The 18411-nt window shown below is 53.5% G+C and carries 21 protein-coding genes, 1 tRNA gene and 1 other RNA gene; 12 read left to right on the forward strand and 11 right to left on the reverse strand.

Annotated features, from left to right (window positions below):
* Positions 1-36: 36 nt before the first annotated feature.
* The 6 genes from K9G39_RS00195 to K9G39_RS00220 all read left to right on the forward strand — a co-directional run bounded on the left by K9G39_RS00195 (position 37) and on the right by K9G39_RS00220 (position 4658).
* Positions 37-1008 (forward strand): ribose-phosphate pyrophosphokinase, encoded by a 972-nt coding sequence (locus tag K9G39_RS00195; RefSeq protein ID WP_292002906.1) that lies wholly within the window; start codon positions 37-39, stop codon positions 1006-1008.
* A gap of 31 nt (positions 1009-1039) precedes the next feature.
* A complete protein-coding gene (locus K9G39_RS00200) occupies positions 1040-1633 on the forward strand; it encodes a 50S ribosomal protein L25/general stress protein Ctc (RefSeq protein WP_292002907.1) in 594 nt (197 codons plus the stop codon).
* A 305-nt stretch (positions 1634-1938) separates the two neighbouring features.
* On the forward strand, positions 1939-3384 hold the full coding sequence (locus tag K9G39_RS00205; protein WP_292002908.1) for an ABC transporter permease: 1446 nt from the start codon (positions 1939-1941) through the stop codon (positions 3382-3384).
* Positions 3381-3941 carry an NUDIX hydrolase gene (locus K9G39_RS00210; protein ID WP_292002909.1) on the forward strand — a complete coding sequence of 187 codons (561 nt, stop codon included), beginning with the start codon at positions 3381-3383 and terminating at the stop codon, positions 3939-3941. The genes K9G39_RS00205 and K9G39_RS00210 overlap by 4 nt, the downstream gene beginning before the upstream one ends.
* 25 nt (positions 3942-3966) lie before the next feature.
* Positions 3967-4242 carry a hypothetical protein gene (locus tag K9G39_RS00215; RefSeq protein WP_292002910.1) on the forward strand — a complete coding sequence of 92 codons (276 nt, stop codon included), beginning with the start codon at positions 3967-3969 and terminating at the stop codon, positions 4240-4242.
* Between the two features lie 38 nt (positions 4243-4280).
* On the forward strand, positions 4281-4658 hold the full coding sequence (locus K9G39_RS00220) for a hypothetical protein (protein WP_292002911.1): 378 nt from the start codon (positions 4281-4283) through the stop codon (positions 4656-4658).
* Positions 4659-4692: 34 nt separating this feature from the next.
* Here K9G39_RS00220 and K9G39_RS00225 read toward each other — a convergent pair whose 3' ends face one another.
* Both K9G39_RS00225 and K9G39_RS00230 read right to left on the reverse strand, forming a co-directional pair.
* The gene (locus tag K9G39_RS00225) at positions 4693-4893 is read right to left on the reverse strand and encodes a hypothetical protein (protein ID WP_292002912.1); all 201 of its coding nucleotides are present in this window, start codon (positions 4891-4893) and stop codon (positions 4693-4695) included.
* A 235-nt stretch (positions 4894-5128) separates the two neighbouring features.
* On the reverse strand, positions 5129-7333 hold the full coding sequence (locus tag K9G39_RS00230; protein WP_292002913.1) for a ComEC/Rec2 family competence protein: 2205 nt from the start codon (positions 7331-7333) through the stop codon (positions 5129-5131).
* A 110-nt stretch (positions 7334-7443) separates the two neighbouring features.
* On the opposite strand from K9G39_RS00230, the gene metF reads away from it, so the two are divergent.
* A complete protein-coding gene (metF, locus tag K9G39_RS00235) occupies positions 7444-8316 on the forward strand; it encodes a methylenetetrahydrofolate reductase [NAD(P)H] (protein ID WP_292002914.1) in 873 nt (290 codons plus the stop codon).
* 83 nt (positions 8317-8399) lie between these two features.
* On the opposite strand, the gene lysA is transcribed toward metF, so the two are convergent.
* Positions 8400-9653 (reverse strand): diaminopimelate decarboxylase, encoded by a 1254-nt coding sequence (gene lysA / locus K9G39_RS00240; protein WP_292002915.1) that lies wholly within the window; start codon positions 9651-9653, stop codon positions 8400-8402.
* 283 nt (positions 9654-9936) lie between these two features.
* Between lysA and rpmG the strand changes: the two genes are divergently transcribed.
* The 4 genes from rpmG to rnpB all read left to right on the forward strand — a co-directional run bounded on the left by rpmG (position 9937) and on the right by rnpB (position 11697).
* Positions 9937-10119 (forward strand): 50S ribosomal protein L33, encoded by a 183-nt coding sequence (gene rpmG, locus K9G39_RS00245; protein ID WP_292002916.1) that lies wholly within the window; start codon positions 9937-9939, stop codon positions 10117-10119.
* Between the two features lie 66 nt (positions 10120-10185).
* Positions 10186-10270 (forward strand) — tRNA-Leu (locus K9G39_RS00250).
* A gap of 153 nt (positions 10271-10423) precedes the next feature.
* The gene (locus K9G39_RS00255; protein ID WP_292002917.1) at positions 10424-11224 is read left to right on the forward strand and encodes a hypothetical protein; all 801 of its coding nucleotides are present in this window, start codon (positions 10424-10426) and stop codon (positions 11222-11224) included.
* 37 nt (positions 11225-11261) lie between these two features.
* An RNA gene (gene rnpB / locus K9G39_RS00260) (RNase P RNA component class A) lies at positions 11262-11697 on the forward strand.
* Between the two features lie 5 nt (positions 11698-11702).
* On the opposite strand, the gene K9G39_RS00265 is transcribed toward rnpB, so the two are convergent.
* From K9G39_RS00265 to K9G39_RS00285, 5 genes are all read right to left on the reverse strand, one after another.
* A complete protein-coding gene (locus K9G39_RS00265) occupies positions 11703-11894 on the reverse strand; it encodes a CPXCG motif-containing cysteine-rich protein (protein WP_292002918.1) in 192 nt (63 codons plus the stop codon).
* A gap of 39 nt (positions 11895-11933) precedes the next feature.
* Positions 11934-12761 carry a hypothetical protein gene (locus tag K9G39_RS00270; protein ID WP_292002919.1) on the reverse strand — a complete coding sequence of 276 codons (828 nt, stop codon included), beginning with the start codon at positions 12759-12761 and terminating at the stop codon, positions 11934-11936.
* Positions 12762-12870: 109 nt separating this feature from the next.
* Positions 12871-14001 (reverse strand): pyridoxal phosphate-dependent aminotransferase, encoded by a 1131-nt coding sequence (locus K9G39_RS00275; RefSeq protein WP_363319344.1) that lies wholly within the window; start codon positions 13999-14001, stop codon positions 12871-12873.
* An 82-nt stretch (positions 14002-14083) separates the two neighbouring features.
* On the reverse strand, positions 14084-14308 hold the full coding sequence (locus K9G39_RS00280; RefSeq protein ID WP_292002920.1) for a hypothetical protein: 225 nt from the start codon (positions 14306-14308) through the stop codon (positions 14084-14086).
* A gap of 75 nt (positions 14309-14383) precedes the next feature.
* Positions 14384-14857 (reverse strand): DUF456 domain-containing protein, encoded by a 474-nt coding sequence (locus K9G39_RS00285; protein ID WP_363319345.1) that lies wholly within the window; start codon positions 14855-14857, stop codon positions 14384-14386.
* A 278-nt stretch (positions 14858-15135) separates the two neighbouring features.
* On the opposite strand from K9G39_RS00285, the gene K9G39_RS00290 reads away from it, so the two are divergent.
* On the forward strand, positions 15136-15747 hold the full coding sequence (locus K9G39_RS00290; protein ID WP_292002922.1) for a DUF3793 family protein: 612 nt from the start codon (positions 15136-15138) through the stop codon (positions 15745-15747).
* A gap of 82 nt (positions 15748-15829) precedes the next feature.
* On the opposite strand, the gene K9G39_RS00295 is transcribed toward K9G39_RS00290, so the two are convergent.
* The 3 genes from K9G39_RS00295 to K9G39_RS00305 form a co-directional block, all read right to left on the reverse strand.
* The gene (locus tag K9G39_RS00295) at positions 15830-16885 is read right to left on the reverse strand and encodes a DUF4332 domain-containing protein (RefSeq protein ID WP_292002923.1); all 1056 of its coding nucleotides are present in this window, start codon (positions 16883-16885) and stop codon (positions 15830-15832) included.
* A gap of 65 nt (positions 16886-16950) precedes the next feature.
* Positions 16951-17784 (reverse strand): DUF4412 domain-containing protein, encoded by an 834-nt coding sequence (locus tag K9G39_RS00300; RefSeq protein ID WP_292002924.1) that lies wholly within the window; start codon positions 17782-17784, stop codon positions 16951-16953.
* Positions 17785-17830: 46 nt separating this feature from the next.
* On the reverse strand, positions 17831-18403 hold the full coding sequence (locus tag K9G39_RS00305; RefSeq protein ID WP_292002925.1) for a hypothetical protein: 573 nt from the start codon (positions 18401-18403) through the stop codon (positions 17831-17833).
* Between the last annotated feature and the right edge of the window lie 8 nt (positions 18404-18411).

Below are 18411 nucleotides of genomic sequence, written 5' to 3' on the forward strand. Positions count from 1 at the left end.
AATATAACCCGTTTCATAGTGAAAATGCAGGACGCAATGGCAAAACCAATTAAAATTTTTGCAGGGCGCAGCAACCCGGCTATCGCAGAGAAAATAGCACGTTATCTCGGCATGCCGCTGTGCAATGCAAAAGTCGAAAATTTCTCCGACGGGGAAATTTCAGTAAACTATTTCGAATCGGTCAGGGGATCGGATCTGTTCATCATCCAGTCCACCAATCCGCCTGCCGACAGCCTCATGGAGCTGCTGATCATGATCGATGCTGCCCGGCGTTCCTCTGCAGCAAGGATCACGGCGGTTCTCCCCTATTACGGCTATGCCCGACAGGACAGAAAGGACAAGCCGAGGGTTGCCATCACAGCAAAACTTGTCGCCAACCTGCTTACCGAAGCCGGAGCGAACCGCATTCTTACAATGGATCTGCACGCCCCGCAGATACAGGGTTTTTTCGATATTCCGTTTGACCACCTTTACTCGAGCGTCGTGCTCATCGACCATATCCGGCACAGAGATTTCCGCGACAACCTTGTCGTTGCCTCTCCTGACGTCGGCGGCGTCAAACTTGCAAGAAAATTCGCCGAAGAGCTCGGCACCGATCTGGTGATTGTCGATAAACGGCGTCCGAAAGCAAACGTAGCAGAAGTAATGAACATCATCGGCGATGTAAGCGGAAGAAACGTCCTGCTTGTCGACGACATGATCGACACTGCAGGCACGCTGGTCAATGCGGCAAAAGCCATACGCGAAGCAGGCGGCCTGAACATCTATGCGGCGGCAACACACCCTATCCTTTCCGGACCGGCCATAGAGCGGATCGATGCATCGGTTATCGAAAAGGTGATCGTTACCGATTCGGTGGTCACCAATCACGCATATTCGCCCAAAATCGAAACCGTCTCGGTAAGCGGTCTGTTCGGCGAAGCCATCAAGCGGATTTACGAAGACGATTCGGTCAGCTGCCTGTTCGACAGCAAGAATATCAGCGAAAAAATCACGAACAATCATTAAATCACAAGCAGAAAAGATATAAAGGAAGAGCATGGAAACAATTGCATTAGGGGTAGAATCCCGCATCGTCAGAAAAAACGAAGCGGCAAAACTGCGCAAGAGCGGCATCGTTCCTGCCGTTATCTATCATAAAGGTGAAGAGACCGTCGCAGTCAGCGTCAACGAGATCGCACTCAACAAACTCGTTCATTCGGCCGAATCACACATTATCGACCTCCAGTTTCCGGACGGCAAAACAATGCGCTCCTTCATCAAGGACGTACAGTTCGACCCGGTAAGCGACCGTATCATTCATACCGATTTTCAGCTCTTTGCAGCCGATGAAATCGTTGAACTTGAAGTTCCTGTAGCTGTAAGCGGCAACGCCGCAGGTGTCGAAAAAGGAGGGAAAATCCAGATTATCCGGCATGCATTGACCATCAAAGGCATGCCTGCCGATATGCCGGATCACCTCACCATCGACGTCACCGCTCTGGAAATCGGCCATATCATCCACGTAAAAGAGATCCCGATGGACGCCTATTCCGGACTCAGCATCATGGATGACCCCGATACGCCGGTTGTGAGCGTTCTTGCACCGAAAAAGGAAGCCGAGGCGGCCGGAGAAGCTGCTACTGAAGCCTGAAAAACACCGCATCCTTTCCACTGCAAAGAGAACATGCATTCAAAAAGCAGCTTTCCCCGAAACGGAAAGCTGCTTTTTTTGTTCGCCGGAGGGTTTTCGAGCTGCATGTATTGTTTTTTACGGTAATTGAAACAATATTGGCAGTACACAGTCTCACAGGACCGCACTGGTACCCACTATTGCTGATTCAAGCGTTTTTTCGCCGGACCGCTCCGGAAAGTGATGATTTCCTGGGGACCTGAAGCGAAAAAAACACAATTGCCGGACAAAGCAGCAGCGACCACCATAAATCAGATACTTGAGCATTGCCGCTTCTTCATCTCATCCCCGGACTCGGTCTTATCAGCCGTCAAAGAAAAGGACAGGGCATCTTTCTGCTCTGCTCATTTCTTGCCTATCTCTTCATCCTGATCCTGCAGTGGGACCTGGTGCTTATCAGTCTCCGTTCACTTGCCCTCGCATCAGCACTGCTGGTGACGGCGCCCCAGAGGCTCAGGGAAATTTTCAGCATCGAGATCGTCGAATTCTGGATTTCGGCAATCGTGCTTCTGGCCATGCTGCCTGCGCTCGCCCTCATTTCAAAAAAATCAGCGGCGAAGGCCACCCGGCAAAATTCAGACGGGAGCCGCAACGAATCCAGCCTCGGAAGCATCAGCCTGCAGGCATTCATGCGCAACACCATCGCCCAGAGTGCGGCCGCCGTGGTTTTCGTCCTTTACTCCGTAGCGTTTCTTGCCCCTTTTCTTGCACCATTCAGCCCTTACGACCAGCAGGATTTTCTCGTTACCGCCTATAAGCCGCCGTTGACCCGACTGCAGGCGCTGGTACTCCGGCAGCCAAAAATCCAGGTGATGCCCGTCGCAAAGGCTGAAAACACCGAAGACCGCATGGCAGCATCCCTGATCGACGATCTCAGGACCCTGAAAACACGAAACGAACCCCATGCCCTGAAATTTATCGACAGCTACCGCATCGAAAACGGCACGGTCACCTTTTTGCAGGGCATGAGAACAAGAACCATGCCTGTTGAGGAACTTGCCGACCGAAAAGGAAAAGCTCCGGAGATCACCAGAACGTTCGTGCTCGGAACCGACCAGTACGGACGCGACATTCTCAGCCGGGTGATCTACGGCTCGCGCATTTCGCTCTCCATCGGATTTCTTGTGGTGCTTATCTCGGTTACCCTCGGAACTGTCATCGGCATATCTTCTGGCTATTTCGGAGGCTGGATCGATGCGCTGCTCATGAGAATCGTCGATGTGCTGATCGCCTTTCCCGCGCTCTTCCTGATTCTCATCATCATAGCCGCATTCGGTAACTCGATCTATCTGATCGTCATCACGCTCTCCTTCACCGGATGGATGGGGGTAGCCCGCATCGTCAGAAGCCAGGTACTCTCGCTCAAGGAGCAGGAGTTCATTCTTGCGGCCAAAGCGCTCGGACTCTCCAGCATGAGAATCATTTTCCGCCACCTTGCGCCTAACACCCTCACACCGGTCATCATTGCAGCAACCCTCCGTATCGGCAGCATCATCCTTACCGAAGCCGGCCTCTCGTTCCTCGGTCTCGGCGTACAGCCTCCCACTCCGAGCTGGGGCAACATCATCAACGAAGGCCGCGACAGCCTTCTGAACCACTGGTGGATATCGACCTTTCCCGGCATCGCCATTCTCACCACGGTGGTCTGCTTCAACCTTATTGGCGACGGCGTGCGGGACGCCCTCGACCCCAGAATGCGCGGACAGACATGAACGGCCAGCCTGAACCGGGTGCATGGGAAAAACTCGGCACACAATACCTCTACCGATACCCATGGCTCACCATGCGCCAGGACAGGGTACGACTTCCGAACGGCAGGGTTATCGACGACTACTACATCTGGGAGTACCCACCCTGGACCAACGTACTGGCCCTGACCGGAAAAGGCCATGCTGTGCTGATCCGGCAGTACCGGCACGGAATAGGAGGGGTTTACTGGGAGCTTCCTGCAGGCGTTCACGACAAGCCCGGCGAATCGCTGCTCGAAGCAGCGCAGCGCGAACTGCTCGAAGAAACCGGATTCGGGGGTGGAACATGGACGCCCTGGATGGAGCTGTCGGCGAACCCCGCCCTGCAGAACAACCTCACCTGCACCTTTCTTGCCGAAGGAGTGGAACCTCTGGGGCCAAGGCAGCTCGACGCCACCGAGGAGATTTCCGTCCATCTGGTAAGCATAGAGGAGCTGAAGACCATCGTCCTCCAGGGAGAGATGCTTCAGTCCCTGCATGCTGCACCCATTCTGAAATATCTCCTGATGCTGAACCGCTGAGACCACTACCCGAGACCAGGCAGTCATGAAAAAAACCGCACAGCTCACCCTGCTTGAAAATACCGTAAAGGAGATCGGTTTTGGCCTGCGATACGAGAAGGGAAATTTTCTCGGCGGAGAATGCCGCCTGAGGGAAGACAACGTGGTGGTGGTCAACAAGTTCCTCCCTCTGGAAGGAAAGATCTATACCCTTGCCCAGGTTATCAGCCGCATCAACCCTCCCGGACTCTCCTCCGACGTCACGAAAATCATCGACAAACTCGTCGTCAACAACATCTTCAGCGGCAGCAATAACAAATAAGTCGAAAAAACGCCGCAAACAGGCTCTACAAAAAAAGCATGAGTATCCGATACACCACAAAAATCTACGGCGAGCTCCTTCTGGTAAAGGCTTCGGGTTTCGACGAAAGCCTCGCTGATGTGGAGGATTACGCGCAGGGGGTAATCGAGGCCTGTCTTCAGCATGGGGCCACCCTTGTACTGTGCGATGAAACCGCCCTCGAGTACCGGCTCGGCACCGTCGATACCTACGAAGCGGGCAAATTCCTCTCTGCACATGCGCCGAAAGTCGCCAGAATCGCAATCGTCTATAATCCGGCCTTCATTGCCGATGCGCAATTCTTCGAAAACGTTGTCGTCAACCGGGGCCTCATCCTCGGCATGTTCACCGACCTCGAATCGGCCAGAAACTGGCTCATGAAATCCGGCAAGTCATGATGGTTTTCAGGAGAATTTGCCGAACAGGATATCGTTATTTGTAACCCGGCTGATACCGGTTATCGTCACGCGGTTTCCTGTCGTTCTGATCGCTGCGGCCATCACTGTCGTCAGGATCGTTGCGCCCATCTTTCCGCGGATAATCCCTCTCGTTGCGTCGTTCGTCGCGGTCGTGCATGTAAGGAGCACAACCGGACACCAGAAGAATCAACCCTGTCATAATGATTTTTTTCATCGTCTCCTCCCTTTAGTTGAACTACCAGAATAAACCTGACGTATTCGCGGAATCTTACCTATAGCCAGCATTTCATGCAGGAAACCATCAACAACAGCGAACCTCCGTTTGCTCCTGAAGAGCTGCGGGCATGCAGCACAAGCCCACCCACCCCCGATACGGGTTTCGGTTTCCTTCCCGAATTGGACGTCATGTTCTGCCGACATCCTGCGCCGCCGGCGCTGAAGCCTGTGTGCTACGGAATCACGATCTGGCGGTCGGAACGGCGAATCTCGATGTTCGGCCTCCGATCGGCAAATCGGACGAGCGCGCTCTTGTCCTGCTTCGACAGGAAAGAGCCGACAAGGAGGATGCAGCGCTTCGGCCGGGCATAGTTCAGCCATCCGGTTATCTGCTGTTCCTGCTTTTCGCGGAAGCGGTAGACGCCGAGGATCGCAACATCGGCTTTCCATGCGGGCTCTTCCCGCAAGCGGCTGGTGCCCGAAACATAGAGCAGCGAACGACCCCGGCTGCGGATTGAGAGCACTTTCTCCATCGGCCTGCTGATTATCATCGAGGAGAGCGCCAGACGATCCTGATCTACCGGCATCCGCAGCCGAACCGGAATAGCGCTGAAAAGCGAATCCTTCGAATGGAACTGCACCGCTGCCGCAGGCGGCGGAAAATGGTACTCTTCTATCTGGCGCATGATGCGCCCGGAATCGCGAGCACTTTTTCCCGCATCGACAATCACGGTTTCGCTGCCTGTAGCATAGAGCAGGGCAAGATTCCGACCGAGGTTCACAGTCACCAACCCTCTGCCCGATTGCGTCCGGTCCACCATGCCGTACCAGAGAAGCGCATTGCAACCAAGCAGAAGAGCGATGGCGAACCTCCCCCACGCTTTCCGGTAGAAGAACCAGACAAGTGCTCCGGATGTGACATAGTAGATCAGAACTTCCGGAAAATCGGGTTTCAGCGGCACGGAGGCAAAGGGTACCCGGCTGAAAAAAAGCGCCGAATCAAGGGTAAGGCGAGCGAAAAGCCAGCCGCTCATACCGAACAGCGAGGCAAGAAAAGGAGAGAAAAGGTTGAAAAGAAGCATAGGCATGAGTGCGTACATCATCACCGTGGAAAAAAACACCACCGGCAGGTTCGCGGCAAGGCTCACCAGGGAAAAGGTACCGAAATAGTAGGCAATGACGGGTGAAACCCCGATGATGGCCGCAAGGCTCACAAAAAAGCTGCCGAGAAAAAACCTGAGCGCAGCCTGAAACATACCCTCTTCCTGATGCCCTGGGGGATAGAGGATCGGATAGACGAGAAGAATGGCCAGCACGGCGGCGTTGGTCATGAGAAAGCCGGGGTTGAAGAGATCGAAGGGGTCGAAAAGAAGAATGATGATGTCGGAAATGGCCAGGGAGTTCACCCCGTAGGCTCTTCTGCCGAGGGTTTCGCCTCCGAAAAGCACTATCGACATGATTGCCGCCCGCTTTACCGAAGGCGAATTTCCGGTGACGTAACTGAATACCACAAGGATAAAAGCAATCAGAATGAACGAAAACCAGCGACCCGCGGTGGTGATCTTGAATCGCTGCAGGAGAAGGTGAATGCCAAAAGCGAGCAGGCCGACATTGAGACCCGAAACGGCAAGCACATGGGCGGTTCCGGTTGTCTTGAAGGCCTCGAACACCTCCCGGTCGAGCACCTCCCTTTCGCCGAGCAGCACCCCTCTTATCAGCTTCCGCTCTCCGCCTGCGGGAATCAGAGTGTCGACGGACCCCACAATGTAGCTGTAGAGCGGAGCGACCACATACCTCTCGAACGGATTGAGTGACCGCTTCCCTTCGAGCTGCAGGTGCCACGGACCGGCACAGTAGAGCTGCACGAAGGTGCGCTGCATCCTGGCGTAAGGCCGGGGGTCGAACTCTCCCCGGTTTGCCGCTCCGGGAATCGTCCGCACCGTGCCCTTCACCCGCACCATATCGCCGTAACGAAGTTCCACAGGGCTCCCGGCTCCGGTTCTCATAAAGATTTTAGCCCGATCGGAAAGCCGCTCGGTCCGTCCATGTTCGAAAACCTCCTTCACCGTCATCGTCCAGGCCACTCCCTTTTCGGAGCACGAAGGCCGCCCCTCTACCCTGCCGTAAAGCAGCACCTGGCTGCCGGTATAGTTAAGCAAACTGCTATCGGGCACCATATTGAACCGGTAGTGACTGCAGGCCGCAAAGGAGGAAAAAACGAAAAGCAGATAGGCTATAGCGGTTCCGGCGCAAGGAAACGGAAGGTGCCTCAACCGGACGGCTTCAAAAACGAATGCGCCAAGCATGAGAAGAAAAAAGAAGAGGCTCATAAGGAGCCATACGTCGAGCCGCAGCAAAGAGGCCGTGCCGGCCAGAATTCCGGCAACCACGAACAGCAGCAGGCGCACGGCAGGATATGGCGCAATGATATCCGTCATGGCAACAGGACTGGAGTGCTCTTTACAGTATCCTCAATTAATTAACTTACGCAAATCATTGTTTTTGTATATTCTTTTCTTTGAAAAACCCGTAAACGCCCATTCACTACATGCTTGTCAGAGAGATCCTGAACTCCGCGAGTGAACCCGTATTCAGTTTTGAATTCTTTCCGCCGAAAAGAGACGAAGATTGGGACACGCTCTTTGAGACCATTGCCAACCTGAACCACCTGCACCCCTCTTACGTCAGCGTCACCTATGGCGCCGGAGGCTCAACACGATCGAGAACCCACGATCTTGTCACGAAAATCCAGAAGGAAACCGGACTGACCGTGGTATCGCATCTGACCTGCATCTGTTCGGACAGGGAGGAAACATCTTCCATCCTGGAGCACTACCTTGAACACGGTATCACCAATGTTCTGGCACTCAGGGGAGACAAGCCGGCAAGTGCGGCAACGCTTGCCGAAGCCATCAAGGACTTTCCGCATGCCATCGACCTGGTCCGGTTCATCAGGAAAAACTTCCCCTCCATCGGCATAGGTGTCGCCGGTTTTCCCGAGGGACACCCTGAAACCCCGAACCGCCTTAAAGAGATAGAGCTCCTCAAGGAAAAAGTCGACGCCGGAGCCGATTACATCGTAACCCAGCTCTTTTTCGACAACCGCGACTATTTCGATTTTGTAGAACGCTGCCGGATAGCGGGCATCGATGTGCCGATCATTGCGGGCATCATGCCTGTCACCACAAAAAAAGGGATGATCAGGATGTCGGAGCTGGCTCTGGGCGCACGCATCCCCTCACACCTGCTCAAAAAGGTGCTTGAAACCGAAAACGACGGCGACGTTGCGAAAATAGGAATTGACTGGGCCACTGCACAGGTGCAGGAACTGATCGATCGGCAGGTACGGGGCATTCACTTCTACACCCTGAACCTTGCCGATGCGACGATGAAGATATTCAAAAACATCAGCAGAATCTGACGGACGTCTCACCGCCTCGCTCTCGAAGGCCAGTCAGGGGGAACACATTCAGGCATCGCAAACGGGATACTCTCTCTGCATGCTCAGAGCACCTCGTTCGCGATAAGCTGCTCATAAGTTTCACGCCGGCGTATCACCAGTACATCCTTTCCATCAACCATCAACTCGGCAGGGCGCAGTCGCCCGTTGTAGTTGCTGCCCATCACTGCGGCATAGGCGCCTGAAGACATAACTGCAAGCAGCTCCCCTTCACCGGCATCATCGATGGTGCGCTGGCGAGCGAAAAAGTCGCTCGACTCGCAGATCGGACCGACAACATCTGCCACAACAGTGCTCTCATGCCGGGTAACGGCAAGTACTTCATGGTGCGACTGGTAGAGCGCTGGACGGATGAGTTCCGTCATGCCGGCATCGACTATGAAAAACCGCTTTCCTGTGTGGTTGCGCTTTTTGTAAAGAATCCTGGTAAGCAGCACCGATGCGTTGGCCACAAGAAAACGGCCCGGTTCGAAAATAACCTTGACACCGGTCGGAGCGAGCAGGGGAACAAGTTTCTCGGCGAAATGTGCAATCGGGGTTGCCGGCTTGCGGGCATCGTAGGTAACCGGAAAACCGCCGCCGATATCGAGAAAATCTATGGCAAACCCCATGGATTTTGCTGTTTCGAAAATATCGAGCAATACGGTTGTCGCCGCTACGTAGTATTCCGGATCGAAAATCTGGGAGCCTATATGCATGTCGAGAGCGACAAGGCGGACATGCTTCAGGCGGTGCAGCAGTGAAAAAGCCTCTTCAAGACCGGCCTCATCAATACCGAACTTCTCCTTGCTGTCACCGGTGGTAATATAGGGATGTGTCTCGGCAGTAACGTTGGGATTGATTCTCAGCGCCACAGGAGCCATCACGCCCAACTCTCCGGCAATGCGGTCGATAGCTTCGATTTCGGCCAGCGATTCGACCTTCAGCATGAGCACACCAACATCGAGCGCATAGGCAATTTCATCGGCACGCTTGCCCACTCCGGCAAAAATGATCTTTTCAGCAGGAACACCAGCCTTGAGTGCACGGAACAGTTCACCTCCGGAATTCACGTCGCAGCCGTAGCCCATCTCCGCAAAGTTACGGATGACGGTGAGATTGTAATTTGCTTTTACCGAATAACAGGTAAAATGCGGAAGAGAGACAAATGCAGACTCGAACTCCCGGCAACTCTCCACAAGACTTCTCTTCGAAGTGACGAAAAGCGGTGTCCCGTAGGTTGAGGCAAGTTCGTCAAGGCGGACATCCTCACAGGAGAGCACATTGTCCTGATAATGAAAAACAGTACGTTCACTCAAAGCTTCAACTGGTATGGTTATCGTAGAGAGGCCATCTCCATCAGACTGTTCCGTTTTGCGTTACCCGAACTCATCATGCACTGCGATGTACACTCCGGTTTCCGGGGTTCCGTCCTTCCTGTACTCGAACCGCTCACGACAGTTTATGGAGATACCCTTGAGAACGGTTTATAGTATAGTGTTTCTCCCGGAAGAAGAGAAACAAAAAACCTGAACTTGCAAAATCCTTACTGAAGCCTTATATTCATGCCTCTTAACTAAATATCTATTACTGAGGTTTCTGATGGCAAAAGGAAAAGAAAACAGGATTGTAGTAACAATCGAGTGTACCGAAGCGAAAAAAGAAGGAAAAACCGTTTCGAGGTACACGACAACCAAAAACAAGAAGAACACCACAGAGCGCCTGCTGCTGAAAAAGTACAATCCAAACATGCAGCGCCACACGTTGCATAAAGAGATTAAGTAACTTATTTTTTGACTAATACATCGAAAAAGGGTTTATTATAATCTGGTCTGGTTTTAATTCTGCGAAGCCCGAATGGCGGAACTGGTAGACGCACTCGTTTCAGGGACGAGCGCCGCAAGGTGTAGGAGTTCGAATCTCCTTTCGGGCACCAAAAAGCTTCCAAAGCAAGATGCAGACGACAGCAGGTAACAATCGCAGCGAAGGGTACGAATCCGGACTGTTTACACATAGCTCAATCAAGGTATGCACCTTTTCCAGAGAAGGTGCTTTTTTTATGCTTCAATAATCCAAAACAAAGGCAATAGTGGATCATACAAAAATCAACCTTCTTGTCAGGCTTCAGCACCTTGACAACCAGATCGAGAACATTATCAGCCTTCAGAAAGGTTTACCGGAAGAGATCATTGCCCTTGACGAAGACCTGGCATTCACAAAACGGCAGATCGAGGCACGCAAAAAAATTGCTGACGATCACTTGAAACTCCGGCAAAAGCTGAATGAAACCATCAACGAGTGCCGGGATAAAATCAGAACCTTCAAGGAAAAGCAGACTCTTGCCCGCAACAATAAAGAGTATGACGCACTCTCCAAACAGATAGAGTACGAAGAAAAGGAAATATCCCAGGCAGAAATACAGCTTCAGGATATCGCTCATGCTGAACAGCGAACCATGGAAATTCAGCAGAAAGGACGACAGCTTATCGATGAAAACCGTTACGACGAGATAACCGAAGAGATGATGCCTGACGATGTACTTATGCAGCAGCTCGAGGATCTCAGCCGGCAGGTTGGACAGAAAAAAGAGGAGCTCGACAGCATTGTCATTGAAACAGCCGACGAAGTAGACGCACTGAACAAAAAAATCAACGAGCAGCGCGAACTCATCATTAAGGAAGCCAAACGCCTTCTCGACAAATATGATCATCTCAGAAGCGGTGTTCTGCAGAACGCCGTTGTAAAGCTGAACCGCAACGCCTGTTCCGGATGCAACACCAGGGTACCCACCAACCGTCACACCATGATTGTGCAGGGCGGATTTTACCTTTGTGAATCATGCGGAAGAATTGTCGTTCATGAAAGGCTGTTTGATGAAGCTGCCGAATGAATTTTTTCCGTCTCTCTTCAGTTCTTTTTACTTGCTGAAACCGCAAGCGTGCAGCCGCTGCATAACTTCAAGGTTACGCAGAGGAAAGTCCGAACTTCACAGGGCAGGGTGCCGGTCGAGAGTCAAGGAGCTGCCGGTGTAAACCGGAGCAACCGCGATTCAAGCCCGGGGAGAGTGGGGAAAACCCGCTTTCACAGACAGTGCAACAGAAAACAGACCGCTCCGGGAAACCGGAGTAAGGGTGAAACGGCGGTGTAAGAGACCACCGGATATTCCGGCAACGGGATATGCCTGGCAAACCTCCCCGAAGCAAGGCTAAATAGGAAAACTTTTCCCCTCAGGGGGAAAAAGAGCGGCCCGTTCAATTCCCTCAACGGGAGAGTTTTCGGGTAAGCCGCATCAGATAAATGGCTGCAGTTTCGACTTCCACGGAAGACGATTCACAGAATTCGGCTTACAGCTTCGGTTTCGGCTTTTTTTATTCATCCTCTCCGTGGACTCCGGCGTGAGCCGTGCCCCCTTCATCGAAGGTAATTACAATTGTAAGGGGACGGCAGCAAACCGCGCAATCCTCCACAAACTCCTGCCGGGATTCATACGCCTCGATGGCAACCGTAAAAACCGAACCGCAATATGGGCACTGTACATCGACATCGTCGGAAACATTCATAGCAACAGCCCTCCACGTTAATTATCCACCAGGCGCTTTTCAGTTGAAGAGAACAGTAACCTCCCTTCCGGTTTCACCCCGCAGTCCCGAAACGCGGTTGAGCATCTCTGTCAGAGAATCGGGTGACGAACCGTAACCGGTAAGATTCAAAAGTGCCGAATCCTGATTTTCCGTGCCGAGCAGCCGGTCGAAATCCACATCGGCAAGAATAATACGTGATCCCTCACGGCACACTGCATTGGTACTCACCAGGCTTCCGTCAACTCCAACGGAAAGCGTCATGCGAGTACCCTTGAAAACCTCCCTGATAATGGCAAGCGACAGTTTCTGCTGTTCGGGAGTCGGAGGCTTCGACGGAGTACTGCTTTTTGAAGCCGGTTCGAGAAGGCTCTTCTCTTCCGGCATCACGATCACAAGCGTTGAAGGTACACCCTTTCGGAAGCGGAAAAGAATCGGCTCTCTTGCAGCAGGAGTCCCTCCTTTGGCAAGGGAGTCCGACGCGAGGCTCTCGTCAGGACGACCAGAAACTTTCAGGCGGTTGATGTCGCTGAACGAATAAACCGCCTCATAGCCTTCGAAATCACCCTCCTGATAGTGGCGGAAGCTCTTCAGACGTACCCCGTCCCCCATCGCGGCAGCACTCTTTTCAAGCGCCTTCCGATCGGGAGACGAGGCTGTCTGCATGTTGCTCTTCGCATCCCCCGAACCGTTCATCATGGTCTTCATGAAAGCCATGTTCATCAGCACCCGTTCGGTGACATTGCCCCCGCCGTCAGGCCTGACAGTAACATGGGTGGAAACCCTTATGCATCCCGAAAGAGCGCTACCCAAAAGCAGCGCGACAAAAAAAGAGAAAACATGACGCATCCGGGACACTCCTTATCCTTGACGGGTTGACTGATAGAGACTGACAGCCCTGCCGATTGCTAACAAAGGAAAACCCTCAGGATGTTCCCTCGGGCAACGAAAAAAAGATTCAGGACTCTTTCCGGAGAAGCGCCAGGCGCCGGCAAGCCTCATCGAGAACAGCATCCTCCTTGGCGAAACAGAAACGCACGAGATCGGCACCCCGTTTCTCGCTGAAAAAAGCGTTGCCGGGTACGCTTGCAACCCCGGTTTTTTCAAGAATGTACATAGCTTTCCGCGTAGCGCTATGGCCAGGCAAATTACTGGTATCGGCAAGCACGTAATAAGCTCCATCCGGCACATGGGGAGCGAGTCCGACATGACGGAGGGCATCACAGAAACGATCCCGCTTCTTTTCGTATTCCGACGACAGCGCGAGGTAGTAGCTGTCATCGAGCAGACTCATGCCTTCTGCCACGGCGGCCTGCAGGGGCGAAGGGGCACATACATAGACCAGATCGTTGAAGTAGCCGATAGCAGCGGCCCAGCGGGCGTCACAGATCGCATAACCCAGACGCCAGCCGGTAATGCTGAAGGTTTTCGAGAAACCTGAAATCGTTATCGTTCGGGCTTTCATTCCCGGCAGGGTGGCGAACGAAGAGTGACGGCGCCCGTCGTAGAGGAAATGCTCGTAAATCTCGTCGGTAAAAACGAAAAGATCGTACCGCTCGGCAAAACCGGCGATCACATCGAGCTCCTCGCGGCTGAAAACCTTGCCTGAGGGATTAGCCGGCGTGTTGACGATAATACCCCGTGTTCTGGAGGTAACGGCACGTTCGAGATCGTGCGAAGTGAAGCTCCATCCCGGCAAGCCAAGCGGCACGGATACCGGCACCGCCTCGGCGGCGACAAGCGTACTGACGTGATAGCCGTAGAACGGCTCGAACACGATCACTTCGTCCCCGGGGCTGAGCAGCGCCTGAAATGCGCAGTACATGGCTCCGGTAGCCCCTGCGCTGACGATGACCTCGCTTTCGGGATCGACATCCTGGCCGGAAAAACGCTTCTGCTTGAGGGCAATCGCCTCACGCAGGGCTTTCAGCCCGGCATAGTGCGTATAGGTGTTGAATCCATCGGCTACAGCCATGGCCACACTGCCGGATACCTCGGGAGGAACCGGCGTATCGCAGACCCCCTGGGAAAGATTGATGCCTCCGGCTTTCGTGCAGGCTATCGACATGGTCCGGATTTCCGACTGCATCACGCAACCGTGTCGTGTGCCGAGCGTAAGGCTTATATGCGCAAGCTCCTCATTGATGGATTACTGTAATAAAAGGAGATGATCAGAACGAGGGGCCGCCCTGTTCGAACATGCCGTGCATGTTCCACATCGACCCTGTCAGGGCTGCGGCGGCAAACATGAGAATGGTCATGATCACCGACAGGACGATCATTGCCGGTATGCTCGCAAACACCCATTTTATCATGAACACGACCATCGACCAGAACGGCATACGGATATCGGTAACGATGACCCGCTGCGCTTCCTGACTGCTCTTCTCTTCCATTTCGTTATCCCGTTTAGCTTTTAATAGTAAATAACAATCCCGATCCGTGCTGCCTCCGCCGCTTTACCCCGAAACTTACAAAAAACGCACAAAAACGAACACGCCGGCCATTGCAAAGGCAATGGCAATCTTCACGGCCGCTCCGGCGGCAAGACCGAGCCATGCGCCCAGTCCGGCCAGACCGGCCGAACGAAAGTCCTTGCGGGCAAGAAGCTCTCCGGCCACGGCTCCGAGAAACGGACCGGCAACAAGCCCCGGAATACCAAAAAACATACCGGCAAAGGTACCGGCAGCCGCCCCGACAAGTCCGGAACGCCCGGCACCGAAACGTTTTGCCCCAACAAGCCCGGCCACTGCGTCAAGCAGGTAGGCCAGCCCTGTGAGCAAGCCGAGAACGCTGAGGGTTCCCCATCCGACATACTCAAAGTTCTCGGCCCATGCCGCCACCGCAAATCCGGCAAAAATCAGCACGATGCCCGGCAGGGCGGGAATGATGAGTCCTGCATAACCTGTAACAAGCAGAACTGCAGCAATTATCCGGAGAAGCATCGAAATCTCCATCGGTTATCCATTTTATACCACTTTTGTGCCCCATGCCTGACGGCTCGCCGAAGAAAAGCCGTAATTCCCCACTCCGGCGGCAACCTGTGATGAAGCTGCCTTAAAATGACGATAAATACAAGACGGACTTGCACAAAAAACAAACAGTAAATTATTTTTATTTTGTCTATTTAATATTAGTTATAAATTGATATATAATTCTTTCGGACAAATTAACAGTCATTTCGTATGCTGCAACAAAGAAACAGATCGACAATCCGAAAACCATGACGCACTGTTTTTCAAAAGCAGATCAGCTGAAGCTGGAACACTGGAAGCAGAAACTCTGCTATTACCTCGACACAAAGGCTTTGCTCGAAAAGTGGATATTCGTCCATGTTGCAGGAGTACTGTTCGCAAAAAAACCCGGCGAACTGATCATCATGAAAAAAGACATGTTCGGTCTGAACGCTCCTGCATGCCAGGAGGTAACGGCGTCATTCTGCCGTTCCTGGGATCTTGAACACCTGCTGCTTTCCGATAACGGTCACTCTCTGAAAATCATCCTTTTCCGCGCAGCTGCCGTTGACCGGCAAATTGCCGCTGCATCGAAAAATATCCTGCATTGCGTCCTGAAGTATCCGTTTGGCCTCGACAGCACTGCATTTCTTGCAGAAGTGGCAAGCCGCTGGCATGCATCGGGTTCAATACCCCACGAAATCGGCATCGCTCTCGGCTATCCGCTCAAGGATGTGTGGGGGTTCATGGGCATCAGCACTGATTCATGCAGCGGAAGCTGCGGCTGGAAAATATTCGGTGATCCCGAACCCTCCATGAGAAAAAAACGGCGGTACGAAAAAGCCCGAGTGCTGGCTTCGGAATACATCCAGGCCGCGTAAACATATAACACAAGAAGGCCCCCGCCTGCACGGAAGCCTCCTGAAAAAACTGCTGATAAGCGGCTTCTGAACGTAACGCCCTTCAGTAGGTCACGACACGGGCGAGCGATTTGGCCTGATCGACCCACTCCCTGACCTGCAAGGACGACGGGAGCTGTTGTACCAGCTTCTTTTTCGTGTTTACCTCCTGAATTTTCGCGTGCAGGATTGCCGGGTTGCGCTGGGCAAGCTCGGGAACGGTATCAACGCCTGCAGCCTCGAGCAGTTCGGAATAGGATGCGCCGACCCCCCTGATCCTTGCCAGGTCTGCACGGTTCACAAGAGTCAGGACAACCTCTTCGTCCAGGCCGGTCGAGGATGAAAGCGATCTGCGCCCGGCTCTGTCGCTGCCTTGCTGGAGCAGGTCGTCGAAACTTCTGACGCCTGCACTGATGAGCTTCAGTGCCTGGGCCTCAGGAACACCTTCGAATGAAGCCACTTCCTGCTCCGCTTTGCCTGCAGGAGCTGCAGATGCCCGGGAAGCTTTTGCGCTGACCGTAAGCGAGATCAGTTCAGGTTTTGCCGCCGGCTGCTGCAGGGCGAGGAACGGCACTGTTACAGGAAGCGCTCCGAGCAGCGCCATGATCTGCTCCCTGAACGGCATCATTTTCGGGCCATCGCTGAGAACGAGCTGAACCGCAGCCCCTGCGGACTCGAACAGATCACCGAGGGCTCCGGGCCCTCCGAGTTCGCCTCTCTGAAGCCTTCCGGCAAGATTGGCTACTCCTGGCACGATACGCGAGGCGACATCCCTGCCCATTTCAGCCCCGTAGGCGAACAATCCCGGCGGGTTAGACATAAGAAGACGCTTGGCCTCTTCGGGACGCGATAACACCCTGATGGTACCCTCTCCGATGATGGTTGCCTGGCAGGCCAGCCGTCCCCCTGCCTCTATCTGACGGTCTGAAAGAAACGCCTTTTCGACGTCGGAGAGCGTTGAGAGCTGGTCACCGCCCTCCTGCACCGTCACGAAACAGGCCTGGCAGATGCCGTGCCCTCCGCACACATAACCCACATGACTGTGGTTGAGGCGAGCCGCTTTACCGAGAGTCTGCCCTGTTGCGGCTTCGCAAGGCTGGTCGTTGATATACAGGTTCATGATCACTTAATTGATGGTTTTTTTGAGAGCAATCGAGCCTCACGACAAAGGAACGACGTTACCTCCTACTGACCCTGCTGGGCCTTCATTTTCTCACGCATCTGTTTCATCATCGCCTCCACCTCTTCGCGCTGCCTTGGGGATGATTCGTAATTCATGGCTGGCAACTCGGTTTTCGTGTAGCCGGGAGGCACAGCAAAAAGCGATGCATCGAGGCTCTGCCTGTCGACCTTGACCAGCTCCGTGGTGACGTTGGAAGGTGACTGCACCATTTTCACCGGAAAACCGTCATAACCGGCGGCTTTCATGCGTTTGGCAAATTCCGGCATATCCTTGTCTCGGGTGCTCTGCATCCGTGCATAGGTGGCGTAATCGAGCACATCCTTCGAAACCCACATATCCGAAACATTTTCACCGTTGGTCACCCTGACGTGCGTGCAGGAGTAGCCGTTGACGCTCTCCTTGCCGAGATTCTCGATTTTCGCATCCTTGTAAAAATCGGAGTATCCCTCTCCGGCGGCCTCTTTTTTCATCTCGTCGGTATCGATAAGCGTATAGGTTTTGCTGCTCTCGTTGATGAGATAGACCAGATTGGGAGTTTCAGAGGGAGAAACGATCACCATCTGCAGGCCCGCGGGCATGTTTTTTATGTTCGATTTCGTCTCCATGCGCACCCCCTCCTTGGCGATGAACATTTTCGTTTCGGTGGTTCCCGCCTCGGGAATAGTGGTTTTCATCGTAAGCACGCCCTCGAATTCACGTGAAAAAGGAAGAAGGGAACCGCCCGGTTTGCCGCTTTCGGCAGCAGGCTTTTCACCGTCTTTTGAGCTGTTGCCGCACGCTCCCATCGAGAGAACGGCAAAAAGGGCCAGAATAACGACAGGAAACAGTTTACGCATGTCCGTAAAATGGTTATGGTTGAAAAAAGTGACGAAAAAAAATTCCTCAGGGACGGGAAAGCTGCTCGAACGAGTATACAAACGCAATGGTGCCGATTCTTGTGTTCAACCCCATAACAGGCACCAGAAACAGGCTGCTTCCCTCGGAAAGGGAGTAGGAAACGATCTCCTCCGAAGCGGCATTCATGCCGGGATAGAGCCCTGAAAATGCACGCCCCAGGAACTTCCTGTCGGTAGAGACCCTGACAGTTCCATCCGGATCGAGCAACATGAGCACACCGAACTGCTTTCTTGCGATCAGTTCGTTGAAATACTCGTCGATCTGCCCGTAATTCTGCTGCATCAGCTCCCGGCGAACCGCCCAGGCGAGCGGAACGGCGAAAAGCCTGACGTCGGAGCGCTGCAGGGCGAGCGCGCGCTCGTCGAGGGCATCTTCATATCGAAGCTTTTCGATCGATGCCTTTTCGGCGGCATCCCGGAGCCGGAGCTCTCCGAGGTAGTAAACGAGAGCGATGCCGCCGCCAAGCAGAAGCATGACAACCGGCAGGGCAACCAAAAAAAAACGTTTCAGGGGCGAGCGCTTTTCGAGCGGCGATTCGGAAAAATCCTGATTATCCATTGATTACC

The sequence above is a fragment of the Chlorobium sp. genome, from assembly GCF_021740465.1.
Taxonomy (GTDB): Bacteria; Bacteroidota; Chlorobiia; order Chlorobiales; family Chlorobiaceae; genus Chlorobium.

Coding starts and splice junctions, on each gene's coding strand:
- K9G39_RS00270 (WP_292002919.1), bottom strand. CDS start 12,761: ATGCGTCATGTTTTCTCTTTTTTTGTCGCGCTGCTTTTGGGTAGCGCT.
- K9G39_RS00305 (WP_292002925.1), bottom strand. CDS start 18,403: ATGGATAATCAGGATTTTTCCGAATCGCCGCTCGAAAAGCGCTCGCCC.
- K9G39_RS00225 (WP_292002912.1), bottom strand. CDS start 4,893: ATGAAAAAAATCATTATGACAGGGTTGATTCTTCTGGTGTCCGGTTGT.
- metF (WP_292002914.1), top strand. CDS start 7,444: ATGCTTGTCAGAGAGATCCTGAACTCCGCGAGTGAACCCGTATTCAGT.
- K9G39_RS00295 (WP_292002923.1), bottom strand. CDS start 16,885: ATGAACCTGTATATCAACGACCAGCCTTGCGAAGCCGCAACAGGGCAG.
- K9G39_RS00220 (WP_292002911.1), top strand. CDS start 4,281: ATGAGTATCCGATACACCACAAAAATCTACGGCGAGCTCCTTCTGGTA.
- K9G39_RS00215 (WP_292002910.1), top strand. CDS start 3,967: ATGAAAAAAACCGCACAGCTCACCCTGCTTGAAAATACCGTAAAGGAG.
- K9G39_RS00280 (WP_292002920.1), bottom strand. CDS start 14,308: ATGGAAGAGAAGAGCAGTCAGGAAGCGCAGCGGGTCATCGTTACCGAT.
- K9G39_RS00230 (WP_292002913.1), bottom strand. CDS start 7,333: ATGACGGATATCATTGCGCCATATCCTGCCGTGCGCCTGCTGCTGTTC.
- K9G39_RS00290 (WP_292002922.1), top strand. CDS start 15,136: ATGACGCACTGTTTTTCAAAAGCAGATCAGCTGAAGCTGGAACACTGG.
- K9G39_RS00285 (WP_363319345.1), bottom strand. CDS start 14,857: ATGCTTCTCCGGATAATTGCTGCAGTTCTGCTTGTTACAGGTTATGCA.
- K9G39_RS00275 (WP_363319344.1), bottom strand. CDS start 14,001: ATGCAGTCGGAAATCCGGACCATGTCGATAGCCTGCACGAAAGCCGGA.
- K9G39_RS00210 (WP_292002909.1), top strand. CDS start 3,381: ATGAACGGCCAGCCTGAACCGGGTGCATGGGAAAAACTCGGCACACAA.
- K9G39_RS00200 (WP_292002907.1), top strand. CDS start 1,040: ATGGAAACAATTGCATTAGGGGTAGAATCCCGCATCGTCAGAAAAAAC.
- K9G39_RS00195 (WP_292002906.1), top strand. CDS start 37: ATGGCAAAACCAATTAAAATTTTTGCAGGGCGCAGCAACCCGGCTATC.
- K9G39_RS00265 (WP_292002918.1), bottom strand. CDS start 11,894: ATGAATGTTTCCGACGATGTCGATGTACAGTGCCCATATTGCGGTTCG.
- rpmG (WP_292002916.1), top strand. CDS start 9,937: ATGGCAAAAGGAAAAGAAAACAGGATTGTAGTAACAATCGAGTGTACC.
- K9G39_RS00300 (WP_292002924.1), bottom strand. CDS start 17,784: ATGCGTAAACTGTTTCCTGTCGTTATTCTGGCCCTTTTTGCCGTTCTC.